Annotated in this window: 15 protein-coding genes; 9 read left to right on the forward strand and 6 right to left on the reverse strand. The window is 46.3% G+C overall.

Annotated elements, in window-relative coordinates; all coding sequences use genetic code 11:
- Positions 1-68 precede the first annotated feature (68 nt).
- Together ppc and argE are read right to left on the reverse strand one after the other, a co-directional pair.
- Positions 69-2,702 (reverse strand): phosphoenolpyruvate carboxylase, encoded by a 2,634-nt coding sequence (gene ppc / locus D1Z90_RS11695; RefSeq protein WP_119910947.1) that lies wholly within the window; start codon positions 2,700-2,702, stop codon positions 69-71.
- Positions 2,703-2,965: 263 nt separating this feature from the next.
- Positions 2,966-4,126, reverse strand: a complete 1,161-nt coding sequence (argE, locus tag D1Z90_RS11700) for an acetylornithine deacetylase (RefSeq protein ID WP_119910948.1) — start codon at positions 4,124-4,126, stop codon at positions 2,966-2,968.
- A gap of 272 nt (positions 4,127-4,398) precedes the next feature.
- On the opposite strand from argE, the gene argC reads away from it, so the two are divergent.
- The 7 genes from argC to D1Z90_RS11735 all read left to right on the forward strand — a co-directional run bounded on the left by argC (position 4,399) and on the right by D1Z90_RS11735 (position 13,303).
- Positions 4,399-5,409 (forward strand): N-acetyl-gamma-glutamyl-phosphate reductase, encoded by a 1,011-nt coding sequence (gene argC / locus D1Z90_RS11705; protein WP_119910949.1) that lies wholly within the window; start codon positions 4,399-4,401, stop codon positions 5,407-5,409.
- A 48-nt stretch (positions 5,410-5,457) separates the two neighbouring features.
- On the forward strand, positions 5,458-6,231 hold the full coding sequence (gene argB, locus D1Z90_RS11710; RefSeq protein ID WP_119910950.1) for an acetylglutamate kinase: 774 nt from the start codon (positions 5,458-5,460) through the stop codon (positions 6,229-6,231).
- Between the two features lie 99 nt (positions 6,232-6,330).
- Positions 6,331-7,248 (forward strand): ornithine carbamoyltransferase, encoded by a 918-nt coding sequence (locus D1Z90_RS11715; RefSeq protein WP_119910951.1) that lies wholly within the window; start codon positions 6,331-6,333, stop codon positions 7,246-7,248.
- Positions 7,248-8,456: an argininosuccinate synthase gene (locus tag D1Z90_RS11720; protein WP_119910952.1), complete on the forward strand. Its 1,209-nt coding sequence runs from the start codon at positions 7,248-7,250 to the stop codon at positions 8,454-8,456. Before D1Z90_RS11715 ends, D1Z90_RS11720 begins: the two co-directional genes overlap by 1 nt.
- A 121-nt stretch (positions 8,457-8,577) precedes the next feature.
- Entirely contained in the window at positions 8,578-10,437 is a 1,860-nt protein-coding gene (argH, locus tag D1Z90_RS11725; RefSeq protein ID WP_119910953.1) for an argininosuccinate lyase, read from the forward strand.
- Between the two features lie 108 nt (positions 10,438-10,545).
- The gene (locus tag D1Z90_RS11730) at positions 10,546-11,007 is read left to right on the forward strand and encodes a GNAT family N-acetyltransferase (RefSeq protein ID WP_119910954.1); all 462 of its coding nucleotides are present in this window, start codon (positions 10,546-10,548) and stop codon (positions 11,005-11,007) included.
- 337 nt (positions 11,008-11,344) lie between these two features.
- Positions 11,345-13,303, forward strand: coding sequence for a BCCT family transporter (locus D1Z90_RS11735; protein WP_119911008.1), 1,959 nt, complete (start codon positions 11,345-11,347; stop codon positions 13,301-13,303).
- A 71-nt stretch (positions 13,304-13,374) separates the two neighbouring features.
- Here the strand turns inward: D1Z90_RS11735 and D1Z90_RS11740 are convergent, their stop codons facing one another.
- Positions 13,375-13,668 (reverse strand): DUF1330 domain-containing protein, encoded by a 294-nt coding sequence (locus D1Z90_RS11740; protein WP_119910955.1) that lies wholly within the window; start codon positions 13,666-13,668, stop codon positions 13,375-13,377.
- An 87-nt stretch (positions 13,669-13,755) separates the two neighbouring features.
- Here D1Z90_RS11740 and D1Z90_RS11745 point away from each other — a divergent pair, with 87 nt between their 5' ends.
- Positions 13,756-14,703 carry a LysR family transcriptional regulator gene (locus tag D1Z90_RS11745; protein ID WP_119910956.1) on the forward strand — a complete coding sequence of 316 codons (948 nt, stop codon included), beginning with the start codon at positions 13,756-13,758 and terminating at the stop codon, positions 14,701-14,703.
- 106 nt (positions 14,704-14,809) lie between these two features.
- Positions 14,810-15,592 carry a heme ABC transporter ATP-binding protein gene (locus D1Z90_RS11750; protein ID WP_119910957.1) on the forward strand — a complete coding sequence of 261 codons (783 nt, stop codon included), beginning with the start codon at positions 14,810-14,812 and terminating at the stop codon, positions 15,590-15,592.
- Positions 15,593-15,605: 13 nt separating this feature from the next.
- On the opposite strand, the gene D1Z90_RS11755 is transcribed toward D1Z90_RS11750, so the two are convergent.
- The 3 genes from D1Z90_RS11755 to sctJ are packed head-to-tail and all read right to left on the reverse strand — an operon-like array spanning position 15,606 to position 17,642.
- On the reverse strand, positions 15,606-16,226 hold the full coding sequence (locus D1Z90_RS11755) for an HrpE/YscL family type III secretion apparatus protein (RefSeq protein WP_119910958.1): 621 nt from the start codon (positions 16,224-16,226) through the stop codon (positions 15,606-15,608).
- On the reverse strand, positions 16,205-16,828 hold the full coding sequence (locus tag D1Z90_RS11760) for a SctK family type III secretion system sorting platform protein (protein ID WP_147378759.1): 624 nt from the start codon (positions 16,826-16,828) through the stop codon (positions 16,205-16,207). Before D1Z90_RS11760 ends, D1Z90_RS11755 begins: the two co-directional genes overlap by 22 nt.
- Positions 16,829-16,874: 46 nt before the next feature.
- Complete coding sequence (gene sctJ, locus D1Z90_RS11765) at positions 16,875-17,642, reverse strand: type III secretion system inner membrane ring lipoprotein SctJ (RefSeq protein ID WP_232525250.1); 768 nt, start codon at positions 17,640-17,642, stop codon at positions 16,875-16,877.
- Position 17,643: the final 1 nt, after the last annotated feature.

The following is a 17,643-nucleotide window of genomic DNA, read 5'->3' on the forward strand; positions in this document are numbered from 1 at the left end:
GGCTGCATAAATAAAAAAAGCCGCCTAAGCACAAGCGTAGGCGGCTTTTTCAATCACTCCAACAAGTGTTAACCTGTGTTGCGTAAGCCTGCCGCAATACCTGCGATTGTTACCATGAGAGCTTGGTCAATCACGGGGCACACTTCATCACCGTTGGCGCGTGAGCGGCCCAGTAACTCTGCTTGTAGCATGTTAAGTGGGTCAATATACGGGTTACGTAAGTTAATCGACTCTTTAATCCAAGGCTGGTCTTCCATCAGCTTGTGCTCTGGAATGGTTTCAAGCACTTGCTCACGAGTTTTACTTAACTTAGCCCGTAGCTGTTTACCTAATGGCTTGTACTCGTCAGGTACTAGGCGACTTTCGTATAGCTTGGTCAGCTCTTCATCTGCTTTCATAAAGACCATTTCAAACATTTCCAAGCGGGTGTGGAAAAATGGCCAGTTTTGGTACATTTCTGTTAGCAGCTCTTGTTTTCCTTGGGCCAACACATTGCCAATGGCATCACCTGCGCCTAACCATGCAGGTAGCATAAAGCGGTTTTGCGACCATGAGAAGATCCAAGGGATGGCGCGTAAGCTTTCAACCCCGCCATTTGGTTTACGTTTTGCTGGGCGACTGCCCAGTGGCAGTTTGCCGAGCTCAAGCTCTGGCGTTACGCTGCGAAAGTACGGGACAAAATCAGGCTCTTGTTGTACCACTTGGCGATATTCTTCGCATGAATCAGCCGACAACTGGTCCATTAAGTCACGCCATTCTTGTTTCGGCGCTGGTGGCGGCAACAAGTTCGCTTCTAAAATGGCCGCGGTGTATAGGTTTAACGATTGCTGGGCAACGTTAGATAAACCAAACTTAAAGCGGATCATTTCGCCTTGCTCAGTCACGCGCAGGCCACCTTTCAATGAACCCGGCGGTTGTGACAACAGCGCTGCGTGTGCTGGTGCACCGCCGCGACCAATCGTGCCACCACGACCGTGGAACAAAGTGAGACAAATATTGTTTTTCTCACACAAGTTCACTAAACCTTCTTGTGCACGATACTGGGCCCAGCTTGCGGCGATAACACCGGCGTCTTTGGCTGAGTCTGAGTAGCCTATCATCACGTGTTGTTGGCCGTTGATGTAACCACGGTACCAATCAACCGCAAACAAGCGTTCGATCACTTCTTCTGCGTTGTTCAGGTCATCAAGGGTTTCAAATAGTGGCGCCACAGGAATACGGAACTGACAACCAGACTCTTTCAGTAATAGTTGTACCGCTAGGACGTCAGAGGCTTGGCGCGCCATAGAAATAATATAAATGCCTAAGGCTTGTGGGTCTGTTTTCGCCACAACACGACAGGTGTCTAATACTTCTTGGTTGTCTGAGCTCGGTTGCCAGTCTTGTGGGATCAATGGGCGCTTGCTGTTTAACTCTTGCAGTAAGAAGGTTTGTTTTTCTTCTTCGTTCCAGCTAGCGTAATCGCCAATGCCTAAGTAACGTGTAAGCTCGGCAATCACATCACCATGACGCTCGCCATCTTGACGAATGTCCAGTTTGACCAAGTTAATGCCAAAACACGCGGCGCGGCGCAATACGTCAAGTAATAGGCCGTCGGCAATGTTACCCATGCCACGTTCGTGCAGCGACTCATAACAAAGTTTTAAGGGGGTTGACAGCTGCTCGGTGCGGCGAATAATGTCGTTTGATTTTGTTGCTTGGCCCTGTAATGTGGCGGTCAGGTACTCTAACGTCTCAGTGAGGTCTGCGCGCAATTGCTTCATGACTTTTCGATAAGGTTCATGTACGTCACCCGCTAACTCGCGCAGGGCATTGTTGCAATCCATCATCGACAGTTCACTGCTCAGTTGAGTGATGTCTTGCAAAAACAAGCTCACACCTACCCAACGGCTAGAAAGTAATACTTCTTCGGTGACTTTTGACGTCACAAAGGGGTTGCCGTCACGGTCGCCGCCCATCCAAGAGGTAAAGGTCACTGGCGCCGCATCAATTGGCAGGGCAAAACCAAAGCTGTTTTGAATGCGTTCATCCAGGTTACGAATGTACTCGGGAACCGCCTGCCACAGGCTGTTTTCTACTACCGCAAAACCCCACTTGGCTTCGTCGACGGGGGTTGGTCGCTGCTTACGGATCTCATCGGTGTGCCAAGCTTGCGTAATTAGCTCTTCAATGCGTTTAATCAGTTTGTTCTTTTCACGTTCATTGAGGTCTGACAGTTCCAGCGCTGACAGGCATTCATTAATCGCGACGTGTTTATGAATAAGGGTGCGGCGGGTGATTTCTGTTGGGTGAGCGGTCAGTACCAGCTCCATGTGTAATGCTTCAACCGCTTGCTTAATGGTCTCTGGACCCAATTCAGATTGCCCGAGTTTGGCAAACAGAGCATCCATTGGATCTGGTGCGCACACTTGCTCTTCACAATGGCGAGACGTGGTATGGAATTGCTCTGCAATATTGGCCAAATTCAAAAAGTGGGTAAATGAACGAGCGACGGGTAATAACTCATCGTCAGATAGGTTGCTAAGGATGGTGGCAAGTTTTTCACCGTCCTCGCTGCTGCCACTGCGTGCAGACTTAGACAGTTGTCTGATGTTTTCTATTTTTTCAAGAAACTCTTCACCCAGGTGGTTAGAAATAGACTGACCTAAAAGCTGTCCCAGCATGCTTACGTTACTGCGTAAAGCTGCGTACTTATCGTTCATAGCTTGTCCTTAATTTATGTAGTGTTATTACAACTTATTGGCTGATTGTGCACGAAATGAACACGCAATTTGGTTGCAATAATGACACTTACCTTATCATTATTGTCCCATAATCTATCCGCAAACTGGTCTCTAGGTCAACTAGCAAAGGGCATCGCTCTGTTTGGAACGATATAAAAAAAGAGTTTGCTTGATTGTAATTTTATTACAGAGTTGAGCGTGTCACGGCTGCCACACTGAGCTGCGGCAGCGATATAGCAAGTTTAGTTTGCTTGGGCAGAATTACAAAAGCGTTGAATGAGATTTTTCAGCAGCTCAGTTGTCGGTGTAACAAAAGAAAGGTCAAGGTATTCATCAGGTTGATGCGCTTGCGCAATATGACCCGGGCCCATCACTATGGTGTCACACCCTAGTTGTTGGATAAAGGGAGCCTCGGTGCAGTAGTTTACCGCTTCTGCTTGGTGGCCGCTTAATGCCTCTGCCACTTTTACCAGCTCTGAAGTCGCGCAACACTCGTAGGCAGGGATGGGTTCGTGGAGGTGGAAAATATCAATGGCGCCCGGGTAAGCTTTATCAATTTCAGCCAGCGCGGTTTTTAAAGTAATAAAGAGTTCGTCGGTGCTTACCCCTGGAATGGGCCGCATATCGATATGTAACTCACAGCAACCGCAAATACGGTTAGGGCTGTCGCCACCGTGAATATGACCAAAGTTAAGGGTAGGGGCGGGCACTTCAAAGTGAGGGCTGTTGTATTTATCTTTAAAGATTTGTTGCACCTTTAACAGCTCTGCCAGCACCTTATGCATTATTTCAATGGCATTGAGCCCATTCTTTGGGTCTGAGCTATGGCCACTGCGGCCGGTAATACGAATCCCTTCTGACATATGCCCTTTGTGCATAAATACGGGCACTAAACCGGTCGGTTCACCAATCACCGCATATTCAGGTTTAATGCTCTGACGCGCGGCGATGTCTCTGGCTCCTGCCATGGTGGTTTCTTCGTCGGCTGTGGCTAAAATCCGCAATGGCTTATCCAGCTTACTGATATCCATTTGTTTCAGTGCTTCTAATATGAAAGCAAAGAAACCTTTCATATCTATACTACCCAACCCGTATAGCTTGTTACCTTCTTCAGTCAGCTTGAAAGGGTCTTTACTCCATTGCCCCTCATCGTATGGTACGGTGTCGGTGTGGCCTGCTAGCAGTAAGCCGCCTTCGCCTTGGCCTAAAGTGGCCACCAAATTATATTTACCCGGCACATCGGGCACTTCAGTCACTGCCACCTTAAAGCCCAGGCTTTCAAACCAGGTTGCCAAATTATTGATAACGTCTTGGTTGCTTTGATCCCATGAAGTATCGGTCGAGCTAATGGAGGGCGTCGCGATCAGTGTTTTATAAGTGTCGATAAAACCAGGTAAAGACATAATAATCTCAAAATAAATTAAATATTAATGCATAAATATTGCATAAAAAATTAGTTTGGGCTAGCATTCTAAGCTGCTAATTGATAATAAATGATACCAATAAATGCAGACTAACTTTTCCCACAATTCGCGACGACGATCCCACTGAACAGGTACGGCTTTATTACCCCTGTAGAGTTAGTTAAAATGCACGCTTTGTCGCCAATGTACGGTTTGAATTATTGCTCAGTAGCGACCCTTTGTAACGTTACCATCACATGGAATATAAAAAGATGTTAAAAACCATTATTGTGGGAGCCAGTGGTTATACTGGCGCTGAATTAGCCAATTTTATTACTAAGCATCCTGAGCTTGAGCTGGCAGGCTTGTACGTGTCAGAGAACAGCGCAGACAAAGGCAAACCTTTTTCTTCTTTGTATGGCAAGTTACTGGGCATTGTCGATATGCCTATTCAACCGTTAGCGGTGGCCGACATTCCTCGCGCATGTGAAGGTATCGACATTGTATTACTGGCGACAGCCCATGAAGTAAGCCATAACCTCGCACCTGATTTCCTTGCCCAAGGGGTTGACGTATTTGACCTTTCTGGCGCTTTCCGGGTGAACGATTTGTCATTCTATGAAAAATACTACGGTTTCACCCACCAGTACCCTGAGTTATTAGAAAAAGCCGTGTACGGCTTGGCTGAGTGGAATGCCGAAGAGGTGAAAGAGACGAACCTGATTGCAGTGCCAGGTTGTTACACCACAACGTCTTTGTTGGCGCTGAAACCTTTACAGCAAGCCGGTTTGCTTAAGCCGGGCACTAAGCCAACGATTAATGCCACCAGTGGCGTGAGCGGTGCAGGTCGCAAAGCGTCAACGGTATCGAGCTTTTGTGAAGTTAGCTTGCAACCATATGGGGTATTTACCCACCGTCATAAGCCAGAAATTGACGAACACTTGGGTTGCCCTGTGGTCTTTACTCCTCACCTTGGTAGCTACAAACGCGGCATATTAGCAAGCATTAATGCAGTACTTAACGAAGGCGTTACACCAGAGCAAGTGGCGAAAGCCTACGCCGATGCTTACCAAGATGAGCCGATTGTACGCCTCCTAGAAGGTAGCTATCCGGCGCTTAAAAACGTTGAAGGTACACCGTTTTGCGATATCGCCTATGCCGTCGATGGCGAAGATATTGTACTATTTAGCGCCACAGACAACTTATTAAAAGGGGCATCTTCCCAAGCGATTCAGTGTATCAACATTAAATACGGCTTTGAGATGACCACCTCATTGCTTTAACAAGGTCGACCCCTTTGTTAAGTAGTGAATAAAAAGAGAATAAAAACAATGAGTAAACCTCTGCTAATTAAACTCGGCGGTGCCGTGTTAGAAAACGATACCGCGCTAGCGAACTTATTTGACGCCATTACCCGCTATTTAGAGGCGCAGCAGCGCCCGTTGATTCTGGTGCACGGTGGCGGCATTGTAGTGGAAGACCTGCTGGGCAAAATGAACATTAAGAGTGAAAAGAAAAACGGTTTACGCATTACCCCGTTTGATCAAATCCCTTATGTTGCAGGCGCGTTAGCGGGCACGTCAAACAAACTATTGATGGCCAAAGCCTTGCAGGCGGGATTAAGTGCGGTAGGTTTATCATTAGCAGACGGCTTTAGTACAAAAGTGACTCAGCTAGATCCAGACTTAGGGGCGGTGGGCGTATGTACACCAAATAACCCGCAGTTAATTAACACCTTGTTGCAAGCTCAGCAATTGCCGGTAATCTCATCTATCGGCATTGGCGAAGACGGTAATTTGTATAACGTGAATGCCGACCAAGCTGCCATTGCCATTTGTGAGCTGGTGGACGCTGAGTTGGTCTTTTTGTCTGACGTAGATGGCGTACTTGACGCGGACATGCAACTGGTACCTGAGCTTAATACAGAGCTGGCCGATAAAATGATCGCCGACGGCGTGATCCGCGACGGCATGACGGTGAAAGTAAAAGCGGCATTAGATGCTGCAAATACGCTGGGTCATGTTATGTTAGCAAGCTGGAAAAAACCGGAAAACCTGGTGGCGCTTTTAAACGGCCAACACTTAGGGACTAAGGTCATAAAATAATTCTGATAATAACGCCGTTACCAAGATGATGGCGTGAACTAATCGTTTGTTACTGCAGGCCTCCGACAACCTAGCTGTGACGATATGGGAGTGAGTTAGATGGAACATCTATTAACGGGTACTGAAACCTCGAAAGAGCAAATTTTAGCGCTGATTGACTTAGGCAAAGACCTGAAAGCCAATCCTGCCAAGTATGCGGATGCGTTAAAAGGCAAAAGCATCGTTACTATTTTTGAAAAGCAATCACTGCGTACTCGCGTAACCTTTGATATCGGCATTAACAAGCTAGGCGGTCATGCGGTTTACCTTGATTCGCAAAACGGTGCCATTGGCGAACGTGAAACGGTGAAAGACTTCGCCGCCAACATTTCTCGCTGGGCGGATTGTATTGTTGCTCGGGTGATGTCTCATAACACCATCACTGAGTTGGCCAAGTACTCAAGCGTGCCAGTGATCAACTCTTTATGTGACCTGTACCACCCGTGCCAAGGCTTGGCAGACTTTCTGACTGTGGCGCAGCATTACGATGATGTAAGCAAAGTGAAGTTGGCTTATGTGGGTGACGGTAACAACGTAACGCACTCATTGTTTATTGTCGGCGCTATTTTAGGCGCAGAAGTGACCGCAGTGTGCCCATTAGGTTCAAGCCCAGACGCACAACTGTTGAAACAAGCAGAAGAATTAGCACAAAAGTCCGGCGGTAAAGTGCGCGTGACTAACAATATCGACGACATTAAAGGTTACGACATTGTGTACGGTGATACTTGGGTATCCATGGGTGACGAAACCCCTTTACAAGCCGTAAAAGACAGATTTATGCCTTATCAAATTAACCGTGAGTTACTTGATAAAACCGGTATTAAGCATGTATTACACTGCCAACCGGCCCATCGTGAACTGGATATTACATCCGAAATTGTAGATGACGAGAAAGTTTCCTTGATCTTTGATCAAGCAGAAAACAGAATGCACATCCAAAACGCCATCATGTTGACATTGATGAAAGGAGATTTTTAATGAGCAAGGTAAATAAAGTAGTACTGGCGTACTCTGGTGGTTTAGATACTTCAGCAATCATTCCATGGTTAAAAGAAACTTATGATAACTGTGAAATCGTAGCGTTTTGTGCCGATGTTGGCCAAGGCGAAGAAGAGCTAGTTGGCCTAGAAGAAAAGGCGCTGGCGTCGGGTGCTTCTGAGTGTCACATTGTTGACCTAAAAGATGAGTTCGTAAAAGACTACATTTACCCTACCATTGCAACGGGTGCTGTTTACGAAGGTACTTACCTGTTGGGCACATCAATGGCTCGTCCTATTATTGCTAAAGCCCAAGTTGAAGTTGCGCTGAAAGTAGGTGCTGACGCAGTTTGTCACGGTTGTACTGGTAAAGGTAACGACCAAATCCGTTTTGAAAGCTGTTTTGCCGCGCTAGCGCCAGGCCTTAAAGTGATTGCACCTTGGCGTGAGTGGGACATGGTTTCTCGTGAAGACCTGCTTGACTACCTTGCAGAGCGCAACATTGCGACTACTGCAAGTGCCACTAAGATTTACAGCCGTGATGCTAACGCATGGCACATTTCACACGAAGGTGGTGAGCTAGAAGACCCGTACAACGAGCCAAGCAAAGGCGTGTGGACGATGACCGTTGATCCGCTAGACGCGCCAAACGAGCCTGAGTACGTAACGCTAACCGTTGAAAATGCACGTGTGACTGCGGTAGATGGCGTAGCGCTTTCACCTTACGACGCACTGATGTTACTGAATGAAAAAGCAGCCAAGCATGGCGTAGGCCGTGTTGATATTACCGAGAACCGTACCGTAGGTATGAAGTCTCGCGGTTGTTATGAAACGCCGGGTGGTACCGTTATGGTAACCGCACTGCGTGGCATTGATGAGCTAGTACACGATAAGCCATCACGTCGCTGGCGTGACCAAGTGGGCCAAGAGTTTGCTCACCTAGTGTACGACGGTCGCTGGTTCACACCTTTATGTGAGTCACTGCTGTCTGCTTCAGAAGCCCTAGCAAAAGACGCGAACGGTGAAGTGGTAGTACGCCTTTACAAAGGCCAAGCGGTGGCAGTGAAGAAAAAATCACCAAACAGCCTATACTCTGAAGAATTTGCCACATTTGGTGAAGACGAAGTATACGACCAAAAACATGCAGAAGGCTTTATCCGTCTGTACTCTTTAGCAAGCCGTATTCGCTCGCTAAATGCTAAAAAGTAATCATTACTTGAAGTTAGCATAGCCACAAAATAGCTGCTCTTTGAGCGGCTATTTTGTCATTTATAAGGACACGCCAGCGACGTACTGGCACCATAGAATAAGACACAGGAGAGGTGAGCGCATGGCACTTTGGGGCGGGCGTTTTAGTCAAGCGGCAGACGCAAAATTTAAACAGTTTAATGATTCTCTGAGGTTCGACTACCGTCTTGCTAAACAAGACATAGTGGGCTCAATTGCATGGTCAAAAGCGCTGCAAAAAGTGGATGTTTTAACCGTAGAAGAACAGCAACAACTAGAAGCTGCGCTGAATGAGTTAAAGCAATCTGTGATTGAAAACCCAGAGCAAATTCTGGCAGCTGACTCAGAAGACATCCATTCGTGGGTAGAAGGCCAACTGATCCAAAAAGTGGGTGATTTAGGTAAAAAGTTACACACAGGTCGTAGCCGTAACGACCAAGTCGCCACTGACCTGAAACTTTGGTGTAAAGAGCGCGCCCAAGAGCTGGTGGTTTTACTCGACAAATTGCAGCAAAAGCTGGTTGAGTTAGGCCGTGTTCATCAAGATACGGTATTACCGGGTTACACCCACTTACAACGTGCGCAGCCGGTGACGTTTTCTCACTGGTGCCTTGCTTACGTTGAAATGTTTGAGCGTGATTACAGCCGCTTAAAAGATTGTTTACACCGTTTAGACACTTGTCCACTAGGCAGTGGTGCATTGGCCGGTACCGGTTACCCCATGGAGCGTACTGAGCTGGCTCATAGCTTAGGTTTTCGCCGTGCCACTCGTAACAGTTTAGACAGCGTATCAGATCGCGACCACGTGATTGAGCTGATGAGCACAGCTTCTCTTTCTATGGTTCACCTTTCTCGTATGGCAGAAGATCTTATCTTCTACAATTCGGGCGAATCGGGTTTCTTAGAAATGTCTGATCAAGTGACATCCGGTTCATCTTTGATGCCACAAAAGAAAAATCCAGACGCGATGGAGTTGATTCGTGGTAAAGCGGGCCGTGTTTATGGCTCACTGTCTGGAATGATGATGACGTTGAAAGCGCTGCCTCTGGCTTACAACAAAGACATGCAAGAAGACAAAGAAGGCCTGTTTGACGCGTTAGATACTTGGGGTGACTGTTTAGAAATGGCTGAGATGGCCTTAACAGACCTGAAAGTCAATGAAGAGCGAACGAAAGAAGCTGCGCAAGGCGGTTACGCAAACGCAACTGAATTAGCCGACTACTTGGTGGCGAAAGGTATTCCATTTCGCGAAGCGCACCACATTGTGGGTGCAGCTGTGGTGGGGGCGATTGCCAAAGGCGTACCACTGGAAGATTTGTCGGTAGCAGAGTTTAAAGAATTCTCAGACGTGATAGAAGATGACGTTTACCCAGTGTTGACTCTTGAGGCGACTTTGGCTGCTCGTCAGGCGCAAGGCGGTGTATCGCCTACGCAAATAGAGTTTGCACTTTCTGCTGCGGAAAAGCGCTTAGGCGAACGTGACACCTCAGGTGTGTATGCACGTGCGGCTCGCCTAACGGATCTAGACGAAATTGAGCGTATCGTAAACTATTGGTCTAATGCGGGTGAAAATTTACCACGATCTCGCCCTGAGTTAGTCTCTGCGGTAGGCGAATTCGCAGTAACTGAAATCAACGGTAAGGTTACAGGTTGTGCTTCTTTGTACGTGTATGACACTGGCTTAGCCGAAGTTCGCTCTCTGGGTGTAGACGAAGAGCATCAAGATCAAGGCCAAGGCGAAGCCTTGGTAGAGTTCTTAATCAAGAAAGCAGAGAAAATGGCCATCCAGCGCTTGTTTGTCTTAACGCGCGCGCCAGAGTTCTTTATGAAGTTAGGCTTTAGCCCAACCAGTAAAGCCATGCTGCCAGAGAAAGTACTGAAAGACTGTGATGACTGTTTCCGTCAACATTCGTGTGATGAAGTAGCGTTAGAATTACTGTTTAATTCACGCGCCGTGAAATAACGGTTTTATCTAAGCATGATGAAAGGGAGCGTTTGCTCCCTTTTTTTATGCCTGCTTTTATATCAATATATGTTATGCCTCAAATGCCAGTGAAGGAGCTTCTACGTGATGATAGAGCCGATTATTGCCAGCTTAACTCTGGCTGATAAACCTGCCGTTTTTAGCATGTTACAAGACCCTGAGGTGATGCGGTTTTTAGGGCCGCAGCGCGCTTTAACTGACGCTGAAGCCGAAGTGTGGTTTAACGAGCACCTGTTAACGCCAAGTCGCTTGGTATTTAAAGACAAGCATACCCATGCCTTAATTGGCTTTTGTGGCGTTAAGCAAATAGCGGGGCAGGACGACTTTGGTTATTTTTTGCTGAGGCAATTCTGGGGTCAAGGCTTAGCGCTTAAAATAATTCAAATGGCTTTGATTGAAATAGCCAAAAGCCAAACCTTGGAACAATGCCAGGTATTCATCGATAAAGACAATGGCGCAAGCTTGGCGTTGGCCAATAAGTTGGGGTGGCAGCGCGCTGGTGAACAAACTGAGGCAACTTCTGGTAAATGGCGTTACTTTTTAGCCTAAAATCAGGCTCTCTTGATTCAGGTTGAATTGGTAAACGCGGCTGTTTTAATGGTTATGTTATTAAGCATTTTTATCTCGACGATAAAGCTTACTAAAACTACCAAATATCTTTCATACAGAGCATATTTTTGTCGACAAAATGACCGCTTAGGATTATTTTGAAGTGGGCCCTTGTAACCTCTACGTGGGCAATTTTCTGGTGATACGCCGCGACAAATACGCTCGACACTTAAACCTACCTTGAGTTAACACTATTCACTCATCAGCCTCGCTGTATGAGGGCTTTGTGGGTGCCGAGTTTTTAATTTACCTGATGTTGTTGTATTGGAAATTGAAAATGAACAAACCTTTTGAGCTAATCGACAAGCCAACTTTTTTTGGCGCATTAGCCTTACTTTTTGCCGTTGTTATTCCTTTGTTGGTGTTCCCAACAGAAGGCGCGCAATGGATCGCTGTTGCGAAAACCTTCATGACCGACAAATTAGGCTTTGCCTATTTGGGGTTAGGTTTAGCTGCATTTGTCTTTATGATTTATATCGTATTTTCAGACATCGGCCAGATCAAACTGGGCGATCCTGACGAGAAGCCCGAATTTGCGCTCGGATCTTGGGCCGCCATGTTATTTTGTGGGGGGATTGGCGCCAGTATTTTGTATTGGGGCACCATAGAGTGGGCTTATTATTACCAAAGTCCGCCATTCCAACTGGCGCCAGGCAGCGAAGAAGCCGTGCGCTGGGCTGCCACTTACGGTTTGTTTCACTGGGGGCCGATAGCTTGGTGCATTTACATGATCCCTGCCATTCCGATTGCATACTTTTATTACGTGCGTAAACAACCGGTACTGAAAGTGTCTGCTGCGCTAATGCCCGTGATTGGTGAAGCTAATAGCTTTGGTAAGCTTGGAAAGTTTATCGATATCCTATTCATCTTTGGCTTGCTTGGTGGCGCTGCTACTACGTTAGGTTTAGCCGCCCCCTTGATTAACGAAGGCATCAGCTACCTGTTCGACATTCCTACTTCTACTGGCAGCCAAATCAGCGTGCTGATGTTGTGTACCGCTATTTTTGCTTACTCTGCGTACATGGGAATGGACAAAGGCATTAAGATTTTAAGCAACATTAATTTCTGGGGCGCGCTTGGGCTACTGGCGTTTGTGCTGATCTGTGGTCCTACCATTTTCATGCTAGAAACAGGCTTAGACTCCATCGGCCGCATGTTATCTAATTTCTTTGTGATGGCGACCTGGGCTGAGCCTTTTGGTGGACTTGGCAGCTTTGCTGATACGCATTTTCCGCAAGACTGGACCATCTTTTATTGGGCATGGTGGCTCGTGTTTGCACCCAGTATGGGACTCTTTGTCGCGCGTATTTCTCGCGGTCGCACCATCAAGCAGATGATTTCCGGAGCCGTGTTCTTTGGCTCATTAGGCTGCTCGATGTACTTTGTTATTTTAGGCAATTACGGCTTATCTTTGCAGTTATCGGGTGAGCTTGACGTAGTCGCAATATTAAATAATGAAGGCGCGACCCGCGCAATATTTGCTACCTTAGAGCAATTGCCATTTAGCACGCTAGTGATAGCGCTGTTTACCCTGTTGTGCATCATTTTTACCGCCACCACGTTTGATTCTATTTCATACATTTTAGCGTCAGTGGTGCAAAGCAATGTGACAGAAGATCCCATGCGTTGGAACCGTTTGTTTTGGGCTTTTACCTTGTCTTTAATGCCCTCTGCGTTAATGTTCATGGGCGGGTTAGCAACCTTACAAACCGCAGCCATTGTCGGTGGTTTGCCTTTATTGGTTATTGCGGTCTTGCTAATGATCTCGGGGGTGAAAGCGGCGGCATTAGACTTAACTCATCAAGATGACTACGTTGATCCTGTGATCAATATTTCAGATTTACCGGAAGTCGACCCTTGGAGCAAGGAAGGGCAAGCATTAGCAAAATTTGAAAGCTTGCGAGACGATGCCATAGAGGCCGCAAACGCCGAGCGTGAAGCGAATGACGCGATTTGGACGTTGAAAAAGCAACTGCGCAAAGAAGCGCTAGCCAAAGGAGAGTCGAGCACTGACCTTGGCAATGCGCCAGAAGCTTTTACCATTGAGTTACACAAGCTCACTGAGAAAGCCATGCAAGCCAAGCAAGCTAAGTTGGCCGCTTCTGAAATGGCGCAGCAGGCGAGGGTTGCGTTTGACGCGCTGATGCGTAGTAAAGAGTCTGAACTTGCCTTTATCGAGCAAGAGAGCATAAAGCAAGCCATTCAATCGCGGTTAAATGCGAACAAATCGGCTTAACGTTAATTAGCCATTGAGTAACCCAAAAGCCGCTTAATTAGCGGCTTTTTTATACCTGATTGATTACCAGGTCAGAGCGCATTTGGAGTCGTTATCATTTGAAATTGACTACTTAATGCTTGCTCCCTTAACGGCACTAAGGCTTGGTATGCATCACTGTGATACCAGTCTAAGGCACGCTGTTCATTATCAAATTCAATAATGGCTCTATGGCTAAATGCGCTTTGGCCGTGTAACGAGCTGGCAGGGCCTTTAGCGATAAAGCGGCCGCCATAGTGGGCTAGCGTGATGGCGGCTTGTTGGCCATATTCGGCCAGTTTATCTGCATTTATAATGTTGCTTTCGACCAGGATGTAAGTGTTCATAGTGACTCCTTTTTGTTTAAGTAGAGCCAGCTTAACGCTTGTGGTATTTTAAACAATAACCTAAAAATTAACTCACTGTTTAAAATAATGAACACAGTAAAGCTGGCTCCTTTATTACTGATTTTTGCGGACGTTGCAAAGCTTCGCTCGTTTACGGCAGCCGCAAAAAAATTGGGAATGAGTAAATCTGCAGTGAGCCAGCAAATTAAACGCTTGGAGCAAGCGGTAGATCTGCAATTATTGGCCCGCCATACTCGAGGAGTTGTATTAACCAGCGCCGGCGAAGCATTATTGTCACGCAGCGAGTTGCTGAGTGAACAGTTACGCCAGGTAGTGTTGGATGTGCAAGAAGTTAAGCAGCAACCAAGTGGCCGCTTTAAAGTGTCAGCGCCGCCTTTTTTTGAGCGTAATATTATTGTGCCCGCGCTGCGTCAGTTATGCTTTGAAAACCCTAAGTTAACTCCTGAACTAGCTATTAACGGTCGATGGCAAGACCTGGTGGATCATGATTTAGACGTCGCCATTTTCGGTGGCCACTTACAAGACAGTAATTATAAGGCTCGCTTAATTGGTCAGGTTCAAGACGTGTTTTGCGCCTCACAAGGGTATTTGCAGCAAGCTGGTCAAATCGGTGAAATTAATGATTTATCGCAACACAGGTTTATTGCCACTCCTTGGCAAAATGGCAAGCTTCAACTTCTTGATGAGCATAGTCAGCAGGAGGTGAGTTTCATGGCCACGGCTTACGCGCAAACGAATAACTTAAATACTCTCATTGATATGGTGAAACAGGGGATGGGGGTCGGTTTGCTGCCTGAGTTTGTGGCTAAGCAAAGGGGTGATTATGGCGCGATGGGGTTGGCTTCGAATGAAGACATAACCCAGGTATTACCGAATTTAATGGGCCAACCTTGGCACTTTTATTTTTTACATCAGTATCAACATGAAAAGCCTAGTCATATTGACCGATTTTATCAGCTGGTGTGTTATTACTTTAATAAGCTCAATCCCTCTCGTGTCCGTTTGCCAAATTGACTTGTTCGATTGTAAAAATGAGCGATCTAAGAGAAAGCCCATGACGGCGTTCACTGAAGGTGTACAAGGCTGTTATGATGGGTAAAACGTCTTATATGGATAACTTATGCTCACCGCCTCGCGCTTAAGCCTTACGCTCAATCATAAGGTGATTTTAAATGACATTGATTTTTGCCTGAATAGCGGGGAGCTGGTCGCGTTAGTTGGGCCAAATGGAGCAGGTAAGTCGAGCTTATTTAAAGCCTTAAGCGGCGAATATAGTGAGTTATTTGATAAGGTAGTTCTTGCAGGTAAGCCGTTAAGCGAATGGCCACTCACCGATAAAGCCCAGTGTTTTGCTATTTTGGCGCAGCAATCCTTGTTAAGCTTTCCCTTTAAGGTCGCTGAAGTCGTCAGCATTGGCCGTACCGCTAAATCTTGTAGCGCAGAGCGGAATAATGAGGTGGTTAAGCAAGCGATGGCAGAGGTGGATATATTGCATCTCGCTGACGCTTTATATCCGCATTTATCAGGAGGCGAAAAGCAACGTGTTCATTTGGCTCGTATTTTCGCTCAGATCTGGGAGCAACAAAATCAGCAACGTTATTTATTGCTGGATGAGCCAACGGCGGCATTGGATTTAGCTCATCAGCAACAAATTTTACAGCTAGCAAAAGCATGGAGCCAACAAGGTGTGGCGGTAATGGCTGTATTACACGACTTGAACCTTGCCGCACGTTTTGCCGATCGTATCGTGATGCTAAAACAGGGGAGCATTTTTGCCCAAGGCAATCCTACTGAAGTACTGACCACCGAGCACGTGAAACAAGTGTTTGAGGTAGATATGCAAGTGCTGCCACACCCCACAGCCGGTTATCCAATTCTAATTCCAGATGAGCGGCTGCCTTAAGATTAATCCGTGGTTATTCGTCTCTAAGCTGTTTATGGATGGCTTCTTCGATCACGCAGAGCTGGTTTTCTAGGGTGCCATCAATGACGCCTACTTTAGTTTCAAGCAAACAGCCGCCAATCTCTACGCGATCATCTGGGGTGACTTCAGCGTAACTGATTTCAGGGAACTGTTTCATTACTTGGCCAAGGTGCTGTTTAACTTCATCGACTTGACTTGGGGCCACGTGCAAGGTCACTTGTCTTTGGTTACTGATGGATTGCATGGCTTGGCGTGTCATTTTCAGCGCGAGGGCGAGGTCGTCAAACTCACCAATCAATTGCCGCACTGCTTGGCAAACTAACTGCGCCAGCTCTTGCTCTGAATCTTTGTAGTACTGGCGGCTTTTATCCAAAATATCCAACATGATTTTACTTTGCAGTTGTTGGGCTTGCTTTAAACCTTCTTGGTAACCTAGGGCTTGTTGCTCTTGGTAGGTTTGCTCTGCTTTAGCAATAATGTCGGCCGCTTTTTTCTCTGCTGCATCCACCAGCTCTTGGGCTTGCAAGTAACGATTATATTCCGCCGCCTTTAGCACTTTTACATGGCTAGAAAGCTGCAACTTGTCGGTATTTATTTCAGTAAAGTCGTACATTGCGGGTCAATTTCCACGGCTATTTTTTGAATCAACAATCGCAAACGAGATTGTTCGGTTTGATTGAGCGCAGCAGGGCGAAATTCGGGCAAAGTATCGCATTTTGGCAGCTTCATGCTCAGCAGTTTAAGCCAATCTTGTTGTGAGTGTTCAATGGCTAAACTCAGCAGTTGAAAGCCGTAAGCATGAAATTGCGCCAGCTGTTTGCTTTTTCGATCATATAAAGGTGCTTGAGTGACCAAACTGTCAGGGTATTTACTGACAAGCAGTGGCAGCTTTTTTTGAATAAGCGTTAACCCTTGCGGCGTAACTAGATCGCAGATTTGCTGTTTTATCTCTTTTTCTATTAATAACTTCACCTGCTTTTGAAAGCAGCTAAGCCCAATTAAGTTAACCAGTTGTAGCAAGGTGTCTTGAGGTAGAAAAATTAAACGCTTAATGGGGTCGCTAAACTGACTGTCAGAGACATTATTCAACTTGAGTTGTTGACGCACGTGTTGTTGTATTGCCGGGCTATTAAAGGTTTGGCATTGTTGTAAAAATGGAACGTCTTCAAGCCACTCAGAATGAACCCAGTCAAGGGGCTGGAAGTTCAGCGTCATAATGTGGCCATAAAAAGGACTATCAAGTAGCCCTTTGAATTGGCTTCTACTCTCTTGTTGCACGTTTGCGCTCGTATAGTTCTTTGGCTGAACCGCTCAACTTATCAAACTTTAACCCTACAATCAGAAGTACCACTGCAAAGATAATCCACGGACCTAAGTCCTTAAATTGTTTGATAATGTTAAGGTTCACGTCAGTACTGGTTTTAGCGATTGGGTTAAAAGTTGCCACGCTAGGAAATAAGACCACGGCGATGTTTTCATACTTCAAACCTTCAACGGAATTCGCCACCATCTGTTTTATCTGTGGTATGTAGGAGTCAAGGCTTATATTGCTGCTGTGCTTGATAAAAATAGACGCTTTCGATATCTGCTTTTCGGCATTGCGACCTTTCTTACCTTGCTCATCGTTTGGTAGCACCAAATGCACTCGGGCTGTTAACACGCCGTCGATATTTGATACGGTTGCAGCTAAATCTTGCGACACCGCGTAGTTATAGCGCGCGGATTCTTCTGTGGGGGTTGAGATCAAACCGCCTTCAGGAAATACGTCACTTAAGGTCGCAAACTTATCTCGGGGATAAGAATTACGTGACAAAATTTCAATCGCATTCGATAGTTGGTTTTTATCCACCAACAGCTTTACCGTATCACCTTTATCAATGGCTTTTTCAGCATCAATACCTTCAACAAGTAGCAGAGCTAACATCTCGTTGCCTTGCTTTTCATCTAAACCTGAATACAGGTCGACCTTACATGCTGTTAGCAGTAGGCAAGCAGCAACAAGTAAATACGACTTTAATTTCATCAACATG

The organism is Motilimonas pumila (genome assembly GCF_003596335.1).
GTDB lineage: Bacteria > Pseudomonadota > Gammaproteobacteria > Enterobacterales > CBDFNC01 > Motilimonas > Motilimonas pumila.

Bases quoted from the DNA above. Each gene is read 5' to 3' on its own strand.
- ppc (WP_119910947.1), bottom strand. From the start codon at position 2,702: ATGAACGATAAGTACGCAGCTTTACGCAGTAACGTAAGCATGCTGGGA.
- argE (WP_119910948.1), bottom strand. From the start codon at position 4,126: ATGTCTTTACCTGGTTTTATCGACACTTATAAAACACTGATCGCGACG.
- argC (WP_119910949.1), top strand. From the start codon at position 4,399: ATGTTAAAAACCATTATTGTGGGAGCCAGTGGTTATACTGGCGCTGAA.
- argB (WP_119910950.1), top strand. From the start codon at position 5,458: ATGAGTAAACCTCTGCTAATTAAACTCGGCGGTGCCGTGTTAGAAAAC.
- D1Z90_RS11715 (WP_119910951.1), top strand. From the start codon at position 6,331: ATGGAACATCTATTAACGGGTACTGAAACCTCGAAAGAGCAAATTTTA.
- D1Z90_RS11720 (WP_119910952.1), top strand. From the start codon at position 7,248: ATGAGCAAGGTAAATAAAGTAGTACTGGCGTACTCTGGTGGTTTAGAT.
- argH (WP_119910953.1), top strand. From the start codon at position 8,578: ATGGCACTTTGGGGCGGGCGTTTTAGTCAAGCGGCAGACGCAAAATTT.
- D1Z90_RS11730 (WP_119910954.1), top strand. From the start codon at position 10,546: ATGATAGAGCCGATTATTGCCAGCTTAACTCTGGCTGATAAACCTGCC.
- D1Z90_RS11735 (WP_119911008.1), top strand. From the start codon at position 11,345: ATGAACAAACCTTTTGAGCTAATCGACAAGCCAACTTTTTTTGGCGCA.
- D1Z90_RS11740 (WP_119910955.1), bottom strand. From the start codon at position 13,668: ATGAACACTTACATCCTGGTCGAAAGCAACATTATAAATGCAGATAAA.
- D1Z90_RS11745 (WP_119910956.1), top strand. From the start codon at position 13,756: ATGAACACAGTAAAGCTGGCTCCTTTATTACTGATTTTTGCGGACGTT.
- D1Z90_RS11750 (WP_119910957.1), top strand. From the start codon at position 14,810: ATGCTCACCGCCTCGCGCTTAAGCCTTACGCTCAATCATAAGGTGATT.
- D1Z90_RS11755 (WP_119910958.1), bottom strand. From the start codon at position 16,226: ATGTACGACTTTACTGAAATAAATACCGACAAGTTGCAGCTTTCTAGC.
- D1Z90_RS11760 (WP_147378759.1), bottom strand. From the start codon at position 16,828: ATGACGCTGAACTTCCAGCCCCTTGACTGGGTTCATTCTGAGTGGCTT.
- sctJ (WP_232525250.1), bottom strand. From the start codon at position 17,642: ATGTTGATGAAATTAAAGTCGTATTTACTTGTTGCTGCTTGCCTACTG.